This is a genomic window from Pseudoalteromonas sp. NFXS39 (assembly GCF_040148775.1).
Classification (GTDB): domain Bacteria; phylum Pseudomonadota; class Gammaproteobacteria; order Enterobacterales; family Alteromonadaceae; genus Pseudoalteromonas; species Pseudoalteromonas apostichopi.
In genome coordinates, this window is sequence record NZ_JAGDEC010000004.1 from 142,863 (window position 1) to 158,299 (window position 15,437).

The window sequence follows — 15,437 nt, forward strand, 5'->3', positions numbered from 1 at the left end:
TCCCTTTTTATGATCTAAATAGATGTAAACTTACTTTTTAGTCGCCGCTTTTTTCTTAGGCGCTTTCTTTTTACTCTCTTCTACCCATTTTCCATTTTGGTAGTGAGCAGTCCAGCCTGTGGCTTTGCCATCTACTTCACTCATTACATACTGCTCTTTATTTTTACGGCTGTAACGTACAATTGAAGGATTGCCATCAGGGTCTTGTGCCGGCGCATCGGCAAGATAGTAAAACTTTTCAGAAATGCGGTCTCTGAAGCGTTTTAACTCTTCAACTTTAGGCGCACGCGTTTCACGTGATTTAGGGAAGGTATTTGCAGCTAAGAAAATACCCGATGCACCATCACGCAGTACAAAATAAGCTTCTGATTTTTCACACTCTAGCTCAGGTAAATGAACTGGATCTTCCTTCGGCGGTGCAGCTTCACCATTTTTAAGTAACTTACGAGTATTTTTACACTCTTCATTACTACAGCCAAAGTACTTACCAAAACGACCTGATTTTAACTGCATATCTGAACCACATTTATCACATTCAATAATGGGGCCGTCGTAACCTTTAATTTTAAAGGTACCTTGTTCAACGATATATCCTTTACACGCAGGGTTGTTACCACATACATGTAATTTGCGTGTTTCATCGATTAAGTATGAATCCATTGCCGTTTCACAGATTGGACAACGCTTCATTTGCATCAGTGATTCTGTTTCGACGTCTTCAACATCTGCAGCAATTGCTTCATCGCCTGACACCAAGTTCATAGTTGTTGTGCAACGCTCTTTTGGTGGCAGGTTGTAACCCGTACAGCCTAAGAACACACCGGTTGATGCAGTTCGGATACCCATCTTGCGACCACAGGTTGGACAATCGATGTCGGTTTCAACCATTTGATTTTGGCGCATACCGCCGTGCTCTTCATCACCTGAGGCAACTTCAAGCTGGGTTGAAAAATCCGCATAAAACTTATCTAGTACTTGTGTCCAGACACGTTCACCTTCTGCGATATCATCCAGACGACCTTCCATCTTAGCGGTAAAATCAAAGTTCATTAGATCTTCGAAGTTTTCAACTAACCGGTCCGTAACAATCTCACCCATTTTTTCAGCGAAGAAACGACGGTTCTCAACACGCACATAACCACGGTCTTGAATTGTTGAGATGATAGATGCATACGTTGAAGGACGACCGATACCACGCTTTTCTAATTCTTTAACTAAGCTTGCTTCACTAAAGCGTGCTGGTGGCTTTGTAAAATGTTGTTTAGGGTCTAACTCTACTAGCGTGAGTACATCACCTTCTTTAACTGCAGGCAGTGACTGATCTTCTTCGTTTTTCTTACGAACAGCTGGCTGAACTTTTGTCCAACCGTCAAAGCGAAGCACACGGCCTTTTGCTTTTAATTGATAATCACCCGCGCCAACCGTTAAAGTTGTTAAATCGTATTCTGCAGGGACCATTTGGCAAGCAACAAACTGACGCCAAATTAGTTCATATAACTTTTTAGCATCGGCCTCAACACCATCTAAATGACCAGATAACACAGTGACACTCGAAGGACGAATCGCTTCGTGAGCCTCTTGTGCATTGCCTTTAGAACTATAGCTGATAGGTGCTTTAGGTAAATACTTTTCACCAAATTGCTCAGTCACGTAATCACGACACATTTCAACGGCATCTTTCGATAAGTTAGTTGAGTCGGTACGCATGTAAGTAATGTGGCCAGCTTCATACAAGCGTTGAGCCAACATCATCGTCTTCTTAACACCATAACCTAGGCGCGTACTTGCTGCCTGTTGCATGGTTGAAGTAATAAATGGTGCACTCGGTTTACTCTTGCTTGGCTTTTCTTCAACACTAATGACCTTGTAGTCAGCTTTTTCAAGTTGACTAACGGCAGACATCGCCTGCTCTTCATTAACTGGCTTAAAAGGCTTGTCAGCGTGTTTGGTAACTTCTAACCTTAAAGCTGCTTCAGTATTTTTTACATCAGCGTGGACATCCCAAAACTCTTCAGGAATGAATGCTTTAATCTCACGTTCGCGTTCAACGAGTAGACGCACCGCGACAGATTGAACACGACCAGCTGATAAGCCACGAGCAACTTTTGCCCATAATAGCGGCGACACCATAAAACCTACAACACGGTCAAGGAAACGACGTGCTTGCTGCGCATACACCATATCAGTGTTTAGTTCGCCCGGTGTTTCGAATGCCTGTTGAATAGCATTTTTCGTAATTTCGTTAAAAACAACTCGCTTATATTTTTCAGGCTCGCCACCAATAATCTGTTCGAGGTGCCATGCAATGGCTTCCCCTTCTCTATCCAAATCGGTTGCGAGATAGATTTTATCTGCATTTTCAGCAAGTTTTTTTAATTCTTGAACAACTTTCTCTTTGCCTGGCAAGACTTCGTAATGTGGCTCCCAGCCTTTTTCAGGATCAATACCCATGCGGGCAACAAGATTTTTATAATCGCGTTGCTTTTTGTAGGCAGCTTTTTCTTCTGGTGACATTTTTCGAACTTCAGCAGGCGTTTTCGTCGCTGCAGTTTTCGTTTTGCCTGAACCTGAAGTTGGTAGATCACGCACATGCCCAACACTGGACTTTACGATGAAATCGTTACCTAAGTATTTATTAATTGTTTTTGCCTTTGCTGGAGACTCTACAATTACAAGTGATTTGCCCATAGCTGCCTATTTCTGACCGAATATTTTAAAAGTTTTTTGCCCTTATAAATGTATATCCATCACATTAAACAAATAAGTATGATTTTTTAACATTGGAGCACGAATATTTATAGGTATATCTACAAACACCAATTGTTACAAGCTTTTAATCGAAACTTTTCTTCATTGACTGAATAATTAAACAATTTTTGTTGCTAATTTAGTCAATGTGGCGTTTTGCGGTAATTTCAAGAGGAATATATAGAACAGCAACAAAAATGCCAACCTTCTGGTTGGCATTTTTTTAAATTTAAACAAATAACTACTTATTAGCCATCATCAGTAATTGCAATTCGAGCAGTTGAAATGTTGCCTTTTCCAGTTGTAAATTCAACAGTTAAAAAGCCTTCAGTTTTACCATTTCTTTCTGACTCTCGACTTATTGATAAAACTTCTCCAAACGCTGCTGTCGCAGCTGAATTTCGAAGCTCAAAGCCATCAGTGCCGCTGTATTCTCCATTATCTGCAGTTACTGAAACACTGGTCCCTGCAGGCATTGGATTATTAAAAATATCAGAGTAATAAACTGCAAAAGTTAATGCGGCTAATTCAGTACCAGAATCAGCAGTTGTAATGTTTATATTTCTCACATCACAATAATTAGTATCAGCTGTTTCCTCTAAATCGAGAACAAACGCACCTTTTACATCAGCTGCAGGAAAACGTCGGATTGGATTACATTCCTCAATATCCCTAGCAAGTTGCATTGCATTATCTGTGAAAACTGTAGGATCATCTTCAGTTGTTTCAGCAAGAGCATCAGCAAATCGGCTACGCAGCTCATTTTTTGTAACTACAAATCGACTGTACGCAGTACTACCAGACATAATAATTTCAAAAGAATCTCGAATATCAACTAATTCTTTAGTACATAGGCTTTCAAAAGTATCACCATCTGTTGGCGTTGTTGCCTCTGACTTACATACTAAACCATTATATTTTCCATCCGCTAGTGTATGCATGCCATTAAGGTCAATATCCCAGCTTTCTTCGAAGTGTCCGGCATTCGTATTTTCTGGACTACACGGATCATCAGTAGCACCTTCTTGACAATTTTCAGCAGCCTTTGTCACTGATGCAGTAACTGGGTCGTAAATTGCTGCTAAACCATCATAAAAACCATTTTCATTATGATCGATAAATGCTTCTGTCAGGTCATAGCCACTGTAATATTCGTTGGTGTCAAAACGGCCGTTACCATTAATGTCGATGAATGACTCTTGACCTTTTGCTGTGACAAGTACTGTGGCACGGCCTCCTAGCGGTACGCCATTTTCATTGAATGCAGCGTTTAAAATACCTGCCATACAAGGCGCTGCGGCTCCAAAGTAAAGGTCACAGTTAATTGCATCAGTTTTTGGATTAATGCTGTTGATTCTGTTACCCCACTTAGCTTCTGTAAATGGTTTTGGATTTTGTGAACGCCACTGGGCAACACATTGTCCATCAACTGTATTACACTCAAGCTGAGGGTTAAACTCTGTGCCATCAATTGTTCCTATAGCACCGCCTTCTGTTGTTAAATATACAGATGTGCCATCAGGTACAGGATTATTAAAATGATCTGCAAGATAAACGTTAATTTCCTCAAGAACACCGTTATAATTTAATGCTTCGACATTAAAGTTTGTTGGGGCAGCCGTAAAACTATTACCATCAGGTAAACCTGAACTAATTGAAACAAGATCAGATACGGTTGTTATTTGCTCATCTAATGAAACTAAAGAAAGCTGACCTGTTGGACATGAAACATTGTTATCTCGCTCAGATTCATCAAGAAGGCATTCATCATAAAGCTCTTTCCAACAAGTTACATTATCGTTTTGGTTTTCAGGAATCAGTTCATCTGGTATGTAGCACGCTTGTACGCGAACAGCTTGAGGTACAAAGCCTGAATTAACTTGAATTCTTGCTAAGCCCTCTGAATCTGTAGAAACACTTGCATGCGAATAACCTGTCGCATCTGTTACTTCAGAAAGTGAAATGCCACCATTAGTCGAGCTCAAACGAAAATCTAATCGCTTTTGTTTTGCCGTATTACCAATTTCGTCAGTTAACTTAAATGTAAGTTGACTAATTTCTTTGCGAGATACACCACCAGTCCCTTTTAGTGCAATTACATTCTCGGTAGCTTCAACAAACTCAATCGAACTTACAGCTGCGGCCGATACTGGCACATTCACTGAAACAACTTTTGGTGTTCCCCCGGTAAGGACTGTTGCTGTGACCGTATCACCTTGTGTTGTGTTACAGCCGTTACTTCTATATGTTGCAGTTGCAATACCGCTAATACTCGTTGCGGTGTCATCCATAACAGCGAGGTCAGATTCAACGCAACCAGATGTAAACTCAACATCTAATGGCGTTACAAACAGCTCACCGTCAGCATCATAAATACTAACTGTAATAACCGTTGTTGCACCCGCTGCAAGTGGCACAAATTCGTCATCAATTACATTACCGGCGTCATCTACCTTGTTATATAAGCCATTTGAAATTTCTACACTTAACTCAGCAGTTGCAATTTCGAATGCTTTCGATGCAGTCACCGATTTAGCAGATACAGATACTTCACCTGCACCACTATTTGCGCCAGGTTGTAGTTTTAAAATTGCAAAACCAAAGTTGTCAGTAAGCGCTTTTCCTGATTCTGGTAATAAAGCGCCAAGATCAGTCGAAAGCTCAGCGATAATACCGTCGATACCATCACCCGAACTTGTATCAGTCACTTTTACCATAACGTCGATGAGTTCGTCAGATGAAAACTGATTTACGACGCTACACCCTGAAGCTAGGTAAGTTGTTTCAAGTGATGTTGTATTACGATTAGCCTCCCAGTTAGTTGCGCACCCTTGTAACAGCTTGATATCAAGTTCCGCTTCGGCACTTTCAACAGGGGCATCATCACCATTTGAAATAAAGCCTGCAATTTTAGTGATTGTGTTACCGCTTTCATCCGTGTATGTAGCAACTACTTGACCAGCCCCTTTAGAATCACCACTACTTAACGTTACTGAAGCTTCACCATTTGCATCAGTTAATGCAGTGCCTAATACAGGAGTGATTTTGCCTGTATAATTTGTTGTAAAAGAAATTAGCTGCCCCTGTAAAGGCTGTTCTTCTTCTAATAAGGTTGCAGTAACTGTCCCTTTATTATCTTTGCTAACAGGGTTTTCTACTGTAAATGGCGAGCCTGTGCTGTCTAAAATTGACACATCAAGAGTAATACTGCCACTAACACTTGAGTCATCTGTTTCAGAGCCATCTGATGTAAAGCCAAAGGTATCACTGAATGTTTCATCACCAACAACATAAGTAGCAGTAATAATCCCTGCACCCGCAGTATCACCCGCAGTTAGTGTAATTGACGCGACACCACCAGCATTAGTCAGAGCAGTTCCAGAAACAGGATCAAGCAAGCCAATGTCACCATCTAAACTAAAGCTTATAACTTCACTTGAAACCGCATCACCATTACTGGTCAGAGAAACTAATATAGTTAATGGTGTATCAGATGTTACTGAGCTCGATTCTTGATCTGTGTCCTTTACGAAACCTTGAACAGCAACGACAAAACTTGGGTTATCGGTTGTACCATCATCCCCACCACCAAGTGAACCACTATCATTCTCTAATGACCCACCGCCGCCACAGGCAACTAACAATGAGCTGAAAACTATAATACTTAGCCATCGCAATAAAGGCATTGACCTCTCCCTAGTTAGCTATTTTAAAATTATTTATATATTTACCTAATATTAACCTAAAAATTAAACGAAGATCATAATTTTTTTCCTTTAAAGGCAACGAAATTCTTTAACTATTTATCGAATTTTTCTGTATAAAAATCTTCATGCTGGTAGTCTATGGCAAAATTTATAAAAAAATAGACTGTGTGTATGTCAAAAGTACGATCTTTAAGCCTTACATCTCGTATCATGGTAGGTATGGTACTGGGTGTAATCGTTGGTTTTATCTTTCAAGCCATTTTAGCGGGTGAAGACGATTTCCTTATTCCACTAGGGTTATTCTCTTTACCAATTAAAGCATTTTTCGTTGATGGAATTTTCCATGTTGGTGGTCAAATATTTATCGCAAGCTTGAAAATGCTTGTGGTACCACTGGTTTTTGTATCATTAGTCTGTGGTACTTGCAGCTTAAGCGACCCCAAGAAATTAGGACGTTTAGGTGGTAAATCAATTTTGCTTTATTTAGCGACTACTGCAATCGCTATTACCGTTGCTATTACCTTAGCGTTATTTGTAAATCCAGGAGAAGGTATCAATCTACCTTCAGATGCTAATTACAGTGCAAAAGAAGCGCCAACTCTCGCACAAGTTATCATTAGTATGTTCCCGACAAACCCTATTGATGCAATGGCAAGCGGTAATATGCTACAGGTTATTGTTTTTGCATTATTATTTGGCGTAGCGATGGCGCTTAGTGGTAAAGCGGGTCAACGAGTAGCAAATGTATTTGAAGACTTAAATACCGTTATTCTAAAGCTAGTTACTTTGCTTATGAATATTGCACCCTATGGTGTTTTCTTTTTAATGGCAAAACTATTTACTACTATAGATTTAAAACTAATAAAGAGCCTTGCATTGTACTTTGGTGTAGTTGTTTTTGCCCTACTCTTCCACGGTATTGTTAACTACAGTGTGTTGTTAAAAATGTTTACAGGTCTTAACCCTATTACGTTTTTAAAGAAAATGAAAAATGCCTGCCTATTTGCATTTAGCACATCAAGCTCAAGTGCAACCATGCCTATTACCCTAGAAACTGCTAGCAAAAAATTAGGCGCACATAATTCAGTTGCCTCATTTACCGTGCCTTTAGGTGCAACCATTAACATGGACGGCACAGCAATTATGCAAGGTGTTGCTACCGTATTCATTGCACAAGTATTTTCTGTTGATTTAACAATTTCAGATTACTTAATGGTTATTTTAACCGCAACACTTGCATCTGTAGGTACTGCTGGTGTGCCTGGTGTTGGTCTTATTATGTTAGCGATGGTGTTAAACCAAGTAGGCTTGCCTGTAGAAGGTATTGCTATCATTATTGGTGTAGACCGTTTACTTGATATGACGCGTACTGCTGTCAACGTTACTGGTGACTGTATGGTGACTTGTGTAGTTGCGAAATCTGAAGGGGAATTTGATGAAGACGTATTTAACGACCCAAATGCCGCTAAAGATTTAGAAGACTATCATAAATCGATTAAGTAATTATTTACTGGCTATTTATAAGTAAAAAACCCGCTTGAACAGCGGGTTTTTTATTTTAATTTTATATTTAGCACAACCTAAGGGTTTAAGCCTTTTAAGCGAGACATTAAACTCACACCCGCTTTACTTACACCCGAACTTAAACCTATAGCTAATTTGTCACTTAAATTTTTCTTAATACGGTATTTCACTTTAAAGATTTGGCGCTCTTTAGCTTGGCTCAATAAAATGTCATCACTGGTATCAATCTTGTCAACTAAGCCTTTATCAAACGCTTGAGTTGCAAACCAGTGCTCACCTGTAGCAACAGTATCAATATCAAGAGATGGACGCTGCTTACTAACAAAGGTTTTAAATAAACCGTGAGTTTGTTCAATTTCTTCTTTGAATTTTTCACGACCTTTATCGGTATTTTCACCAAAGATAGTTAAAGTACGTTTGTACTCACCCGCTGTGATTTGCTCAAAATCCACATCATTCTTTTTCAAGATTTTATTAAAGTTAGGAATTTGTGCAATAACACCGATTGAGCCTACAATTGCAAATGGTGCTGCGACAATCTCATTGGCAACACACGCCATCATATACCCTCCACTGGCTGCTACTTTATCTATGGCAACAGTTAAATGAATTTCGGCATTACGTAAGCGCTGTAACTGTGATGCTGCAAGACCATAACCGTGAACCACACCACCACCACTTTCTAGACGAATAAGCACGCGATCTTTTTCTTTATTAGCAATAGTTAAAATAGCCGTAATTTCTTCTCTTAGGCTTTCTACTTCATGAGCATCAACACTGCCGTTAAAATCTATGACATATAAGCGCGCTTTTGGCTCGTCGCTTTGCTGTTTTTTTGCCTCGAGTTTTTGCTGCTTGTGGTGTGCTTTAAGCTCTTTCTTTGAAAGGGTGTTTTCAATAAAACTTTGCTTTAAATCGTCAAGTTGTTCACTTAAGTCATCAATTGTTATCTCACCTTTTTTAGCTTTGGGTTTCACTGCAGCGCCCATAATAATGGCAACAATCACTGCAATTGCGATGACAAATGTGAGGGTCTTGGCAAAAAATAACCCATATTCGTATAAAAATTCCAATCAAACTCTCCATTTATTAATGATTCGCCACAATTTACCACGCTTTAAAGCAAAAAAAAGCCACATGAAGTGGCTTTTTACTTAATTGGTTATTACTTAATTAACAAGGTTTCGTTTATTCAGTGACAACATCTGAGTTTGTAACCTGAAGATACTGACCACGGCTTGCTAAGAAAGTCGCGATTTGCAATTGCATTTCAGCCGTTGCTGCAGCACTTTCTTCGGCCGTTGCGCCTGAGTCAGGTGTAGCAACAGGTGTTAATACTGAGCTGTGGTGACCTTTGGTAAATTTAACAACATAGCTCATTGCGTCCGCTGTTGGGCCTTGTGTTTGTGCAACTGTTGTTAAACCCATTAGATTAGCAAGAGGTAAACTACCTGCAATTGGATTACTCGCTACCATTGGTGGAATAACCATATCAGCATTATTGTTCGCACCATCACCGACAACTACACTCATGTAAACTGGTGTGCCAAGAGCTGCAACTGATGCTGCATAGTTAGAAGGGTCGCCACTATCAAGCGCTGTTTGAGCTGCAAATGCAAACTGAGTTACCACACTTTGAATGTTAGCTAATTTTTCGGTTTCACCAGCTACTGTTAACGAACCTATGTACTCTTTATAAGCACATGTAACATAAGCTGTTTGATTTGAAGCAAGTGAACCACAGTTAGATAATGCTTCATTTTGAGTATAAGCGCCAAACTCTGCTGACTCTGCAGTACCAGCCGCAAGTAATATAGAACCTTGTACAAAAGGACCAAATGTATTTGATTCAATCAAGAAGTTTGCAATACCACCGCCACCACTGGCAAGAGCTACACTTTTAACGTTGAACATTGGGTCAACTTGAGCTGCTAAAGGTGCATTAGTCACAGCAACAAAAGCTGGTGCAACAACAGAGCCTAATGAATGTCCTAAGAATGATACATCTTGCGCATTTAAATCAGCAGCACCAGTAAAGTTCAAGCCTAAACGCAAACCAAGCAAATCAGCTACAGACTGACGTAAACTATCACGAGCTACCAATAAAGACTGTAAATTCATGTAACTTAGTACAGAACCTGTAGAGGCATTAAAGTCGTCAGTACCGTCGCCGTCTACATCTACACCACGCTCACCATGCATTGGGTGATCGATTGCAGCCGTTGCAAAACCTTGCATTGTTAATTGCGCTGTAATTGCTAGCATATCTTCTTTTTTAGAAGTAATGCCGTGCTGAAGGATAACAACAGGCCAGCCTGTCTCAGGCATGCTCAATGCGTCTAAGCCAAGCTGAGCTCGCACTGCATTAATAACAGGTAAAATTGGTTTAGTAATTTGCACTGGCACATTAGCAATGCTTTGTGTTTTTGGAATTGTGTTGTACTTAGTTAAGTGTTTTGTTTGATCTAAGCCTAAATCACGTAACTTGCCTCCACTTAACGCCATACAAAGGCCATCAGTTTCGCTAATAGGATCGGTTGGGAATGAATCACCCGCTGCAGCTGCATAGCCTAAAACAGCAACACCACTGTCACAAAGCCCTTGCCAATAAGTCGCAGATAAATCATCAACCGTTTTACCTGTAGGAGTTGCTAAATACATAGGTAACATCACGCTACCTTTTTGATATTGCACCCCACCAAAAACGGGTGAAACACCTGTAATACCTTGCGATGCAAATACTTGCTCGACTGTAATAACCGGTTGCTCAGGAATTTGAACCATAGGTGTCGGCAAGGCTGGTTGCGAAAGACTCGCTGCTAGGAGTTGCTTAACTGTACCAAGCACTTGACCTGCTGACTGCATTGTCATCGCTGCTGAATAGATAATTTCATCTTTTGTGATTGCACCACCTGATGTCACTGCATCTTCATAGCTATTGATAACAGCTTGAAGTGACTTCTGTGAATCAGTGATAAGTGCTGTCTCTTCGCTCACTAACGCGTAAGTTGAAGAAGGCTCAATTGAACGTCCTTCAGAGTCCATTAATGACGTTGTTAAAACGTTAATATAGGTACTACCAGCTTTGAACGGTTTAAGTGGGATCACAGCCACAGCATCGCCAGAACCTTGAGTAATAAAGTCAACACCAAAGGTTAATTCAGACACCAATTTACAGGCAATACCCGCAGGCACTTGCGAACAAGTTTCATCTGTTTGGCTTGCGCCCATGATTACTTCAAATATACGTACTGCACCAGGAGAAGCAGCAGATGCCGTATCAAGAGAGATACCCGCAGGAAAAGTTAAATCGATTTTAAACGGAGTTTGTGTTGACCAACCATCAAGTGCGCCAAGTGCAAGTTGTGGATCAGCATACGCTGCACGTTCAACACTAACATTGTTGTCATCTAATTCACCTGGCATGTTTAAAGTGCCATCAAGAGTACCACTCATTAATAAATCATTTGGTACTGAGATCACACTATTTGCTGGGTCAAATTTTACTGTCGCGGTTGGGAGAACAGGTGGATTATCATTTTTTACATCTTCTAATGTTTCCCCTCCACCACAGCCAGTAATGGCTGACGCAATGGCTAGTGAAAGTAGCAGTTTTTTCATAATTTCGCTCCGCGCAAATCTTATTGTTATTGTGTGTTCAAGGTAAAAAGTAGTTATTCTACTACCATTATTCTAAGTTAATTTAATGTAATTGGAATATTAATAAGACATTAGACCAGTTAAAGTTAACGTAAAGTTTCGATTTTCGCCACCTTAATTTGCAATAAATTCGATAACTTGGCTTTTTGCTATGGTAAAATGGCGAAAAATCTAATCAATGGTACGTTTATGCATACTTATAAAGCCGCAGAGAATGCGCTAAAAGACAAAGTAATTTTAATAACAGGTGCCGGTGATGGCATTGGCCGTGTTGCCGCATTAACTTATGCTAAGCATGGTGCCACTGTTATTTTACTCGGGAAAACAACAAATAAACTAGAATGTGTATATGATGAGATCGTAAATGCAGGATATCCACAACCTGCTATCGTACCGATGGATTTAAAAGGTGCGACTAAACAAAACTACCGAGACTTAGCGGCAACCATTGAAATGCAGTTCGGTAAGTTAGATGGCTTATTAAATAACGCAGGTATTTTAGGATCATTAGGTCCGCTTGAGCACTTCTGCGTTTCAACCTTCGAAAATATTATGAAGGTTAACGTAACTGCGCAAGCTATGATCACTAAATTTATGTTCCCACTGCTTCGCAAATCACCAAGTGCATCTGTTATTTTTACTTCGTCAGGTGTAGGCCGCCAAGGCCGTGAACATTGGGGTGCTTATGCTATATCAAAATTTGCTGTTGAAGGTATGATGCAAACTTGGGCTTGTGAAGTAGGTAAAACCAATATTCGTGTTAACTGTATTAATCCAGGTGCTACCCGTACATCAATGCGTGCTTCTGCTTACCCTGGTGAAGATAGAGATAAATTAGCAACACCTGAAGATTTAGTGCCAACTTACCTATACTTAATGAGCGATGACTCAAAAGAGGTTAACGGTAAATCTTTAGATGCCCAACAAAAGTAAGCTAATAACTAAATATAAAAAAAGCAGCATTTCGCTGCTTTTTTTATATTTAGGCAAGACAGAACCCATATAGTGTGATCGTTCCACAAAAATAGGCGATAACGCAGTATCAATGTCAAACGCGCTCTGCCGTCCGGGGTCTTCCTAAAGGCGATTAAATCGCCCCTAGAGAGAACAAATTTTAATCTTCAAAGGTCAACACGCCCTAAATAAAACGCTTGATAATAAAATCAACTTTTACACGTTTTGCCTGACCTAATAGTTTTTTAACCGGTGCTGGGTAATCATCCATCGTTTCTAAATCTTGCGGACCTGTTAAGCGGCGGCAATGTTTCAAAATAGCTTGTTTTTCATTCTCTATTTGCTTAAGGATATGCTGTTTAGGGTCGTCGATTAAAATACCATTTTCAATATCTAAGCCCCATGCACGTGGGTTTAAATTATGCCCACTAAGCAAGTGTAAACGTTTATCAGAACAAATTCCTTTTAAGTGGAAAGAGTTACTTTCATGCTTCCAAAGATAGACATTCAAATTGCCGTTACTGATATGTCGTTTCTGAGACTTTAAAAACTTATATAAAATCGTTTCGTATAAATATGGTAATGCACCAATTTTACTAAACGGCTCACTTGGTGGCAGATAAAAATCATTCGCGGTTTTATCACCTACGACAATAGTCACTTGCTTGCCTTGTTTTAATAAACGTCGTAATGACCGCATTAAAGGTGCAGGAAAGTTAAAGTAAGGGGTATAGAGAACAAGCTCTTGTTCTGTCGTATCAAATAACGATTTGATTAAACGATTCAGCTTATTGCTACGGCGCCCTAAACCTAAGAACAATCGGACACCAAGCTCACCAGCACTTGCTTCTGCGGCGCTTGCGTAACTTGCCGATTTAAGGTCGCGCATCAATTGCTTCTGCGCGACTTTAATATCGTTAAATTTTACGAGTGGGCGCATATCGATGCGTGGTACCGCAACAGAACTTAAAAGATGAGTTTCAATAAATTCGATGACCGAATTGCATAATCCAGCTTGATGAACTAAAAAATAGCGATCTAAACGATAACGCTCATCTTGCTGAAGGTACACATTATTTAAGCTTGCACCGCTGTATAACAATGTATCGTCAATTACAAAGCCTTTTAAATGCAGAACCCCGAAAAGCTCTTTTGCCTTTACAGGTACACCATATACTTCCACATTTGACTGATACTGCTCTTGAAAATCACAATACATGCTGGCATTGCCATCAGATTTAGCTGCTCCAATCAAACCACGTTGGGCACGATGGAAATCAACCAACACTTTTACTTCTAAATCAGGATTAGTAAGTGATGCCTGATGTAACGCAGTTAATATTTCGCGCCCAGCTTCATCGTCTTGAAGATACAATGCGGTAATATAAATCCTGTTTTTTGCTGAACCAATTAAACGCAATAGTTCAGTGCGATACTCTTTTGCATTGGTTAAGACTTGTACGTCTTGTGTAGTCAGCCCAAAAGCGGGCTTTTCCTGCCAAAATACCATAATTGCCTGTTCGTTTAGTTAGCTCATAGCACGAGCTAATATCAAAATTAGCTAAAACATATCAAAAAATTATTGCTTGGTCATGAATTACCGTACTTTGAAGGCATAACAATTGGCAATTAGACCATTTTGTGAGCAAAAAGAGCTATTTAAATTATAATAAGTAAGGATTATTTGACAGCTTAGCGATTTGACTAAAAAAATAATCAGGGCTTTTGTTTACATCCGCCTTGTTTTTCTTAGAATCGGGCGCATAGACATCGTATTGAAACGTTTTTAGGAAAAAACATGAGTGACGCAAAACACTGTAAACTATTAATCTTAGGTTCTGGCCCTGCGGGCTACACAGCAGCGGTATACGCAGCACGAGCTAACCTAAACCCTGTCCTTATCACTGGTATTCAACAAGGTGGTCAGTTGACTACGACGACTGAAGTTGAAAACTGGCCAGGCGATGCACACGGCTTAACGGGTCCTGCATTAATGGATCGTATGAAAGAGCATGCTGAACGTTTCGAAACTGAGATTGTCTTTGATCATATCAACAAAGTTGATGTATCAAAACGCCCTTTCACTTTAACTGGTGACTCTGGCACATATACTTGTGATGCATTAATTATCGCGACAGGCGCATCTGCTAAATACTTAGGTTTAGAATCAGAAACTAACTTCCAAGGTCGTGGTGTTTCTGCTTGTGCAACCTGTGATGGTTTCTTCTACCGCGGTCAAAAAGTAGCGGTTGTAGGTGGTGGTAACACAGCTGTTGAAGAAGCGCTTTATTTATCAAACATTGCTGATGAGGTTCACGTTATTCACCGTCGTGATAGCTTCCGCAGTGAAAAGATCTTAGCTGATCGTTTAAAAGAAAAAGCAGAAAACGGTAACGTTGTTTTACATTACAACCGCACTTTAGATGAAGTGCTTGGTGATGAAATGGGCGTAACTGGCATTCGTATTAAAGCAACTGATTCTGAAGAAACAGAAAATCTAGATCTTGCGGGTGTATTCATTGCAATTGGCCATAAGCCAAATACTGACATGTTTGAAGGTCAGCTAGAAATGAAAGACGGCTATTTAGTAGTTCAGTCGGGCTTAAACGGCAACGCAACGCAAACAAGCGTACCAGGTGTATTTGCTGCAGGTGACGTGTCAGATCACATTTACCGTCAAGCAATCACATCAGCAGGTACTGGCTGTATGGCTGCGCTTGATGCTGAACGTTTCTTAGATAACCTATAAATTAGTTGATCTAAAACACTAATTACTGGGGCTGTTGCAAAAACAGCCCCTTTTTTATAACTAAAATTTTGTTAAAATTAGAACAAATAACAACG

The 15,437-nt window shown here is 39.9% G+C and carries 8 protein-coding genes; 3 read left to right on the forward strand and 5 right to left on the reverse strand.

Annotated features, from left to right (window positions below):
• Positions 1-30: 30 nt before the first annotated feature.
• Both topA and J3455_RS09245 read right to left on the reverse strand, forming a co-directional pair.
• Positions 31-2,688 (reverse strand): type I DNA topoisomerase, encoded by a 2,658-nt coding sequence (gene topA, locus J3455_RS09240; RefSeq protein ID WP_349561583.1) that lies wholly within the window; start codon positions 2,686-2,688, stop codon positions 31-33.
• Between the two features lie 308 nt (positions 2,689-2,996).
• Positions 2,997-6,434, reverse strand: coding sequence for an Ig-like domain-containing protein (locus J3455_RS09245; RefSeq protein ID WP_349561584.1), 3,438 nt, complete (start codon positions 6,432-6,434; stop codon positions 2,997-2,999).
• A gap of 192 nt (positions 6,435-6,626) precedes the next feature.
• On the opposite strand from J3455_RS09245, the gene J3455_RS09250 reads away from it, so the two are divergent.
• Positions 6,627-7,958, forward strand: a complete 1,332-nt coding sequence (locus tag J3455_RS09250; protein ID WP_130051331.1) for a dicarboxylate/amino acid:cation symporter — start codon at positions 6,627-6,629, stop codon at positions 7,956-7,958.
• Between the two features lie 77 nt (positions 7,959-8,035).
• On the opposite strand, the gene sohB is transcribed toward J3455_RS09250, so the two are convergent.
• Positions 8,036-9,052 (reverse strand): protease SohB, encoded by a 1,017-nt coding sequence (gene sohB / locus J3455_RS09255; RefSeq protein ID WP_349561585.1) that lies wholly within the window; start codon positions 9,050-9,052, stop codon positions 8,036-8,038.
• Between the two features lie 115 nt (positions 9,053-9,167).
• Positions 9,168-11,600 (reverse strand): VolA/Pla-1 family phospholipase, encoded by a 2,433-nt coding sequence (locus J3455_RS09260; RefSeq protein ID WP_349561587.1) that lies wholly within the window; start codon positions 11,598-11,600, stop codon positions 9,168-9,170.
• Between the two features lie 228 nt (positions 11,601-11,828).
• Here J3455_RS09260 and J3455_RS09265 point away from each other — a divergent pair, with 228 nt between their 5' ends.
• Positions 11,829-12,572, forward strand: coding sequence for a YciK family oxidoreductase (locus J3455_RS09265; RefSeq protein WP_349561659.1), 744 nt, complete (start codon positions 11,829-11,831; stop codon positions 12,570-12,572).
• A gap of 205 nt (positions 12,573-12,777) precedes the next feature.
• Here J3455_RS09265 and pssA read toward each other — a convergent pair whose 3' ends face one another.
• Positions 12,778-14,103: a CDP-diacylglycerol--serine O-phosphatidyltransferase gene (gene pssA / locus J3455_RS09270; RefSeq protein WP_167657838.1), complete on the reverse strand. Its 1,326-nt coding sequence runs from the start codon at positions 14,101-14,103 to the stop codon at positions 12,778-12,780.
• 288 nt (positions 14,104-14,391) lie between these two features.
• Here pssA and trxB point away from each other — a divergent pair, with 288 nt between their 5' ends.
• Positions 14,392-15,342, forward strand: a complete 951-nt coding sequence (gene trxB, locus J3455_RS09275) for a thioredoxin-disulfide reductase (protein WP_054551466.1) — start codon at positions 14,392-14,394, stop codon at positions 15,340-15,342.
• Positions 15,343-15,437: the final 95 nt, after the last annotated feature.

Bases quoted from the DNA above. Each gene is read 5' to 3' on its own strand.
- topA (WP_349561583.1), bottom strand. From the start codon at position 2,688: ATGGGCAAATCACTTGTAATTGTAGAGTCTCCAGCAAAGGCAAAAACA.
- J3455_RS09245 (WP_349561584.1), bottom strand. From the start codon at position 6,434: ATGCCTTTATTGCGATGGCTAAGTATTATAGTTTTCAGCTCATTGTTA.
- J3455_RS09250 (WP_130051331.1), top strand. From the start codon at position 6,627: ATGTCAAAAGTACGATCTTTAAGCCTTACATCTCGTATCATGGTAGGT.
- J3455_RS09260 (WP_349561587.1), bottom strand. From the start codon at position 11,600: ATGAAAAAACTGCTACTTTCACTAGCCATTGCGTCAGCCATTACTGGC.
- J3455_RS09265 (WP_349561659.1), top strand. From the start codon at position 11,829: ATGCATACTTATAAAGCCGCAGAGAATGCGCTAAAAGACAAAGTAATT.
- pssA (WP_167657838.1), bottom strand. From the start codon at position 14,103: ATGGTATTTTGGCAGGAAAAGCCCGCTTTTGGGCTGACTACACAAGAC.
- trxB (WP_054551466.1), top strand. From the start codon at position 14,392: ATGAGTGACGCAAAACACTGTAAACTATTAATCTTAGGTTCTGGCCCT.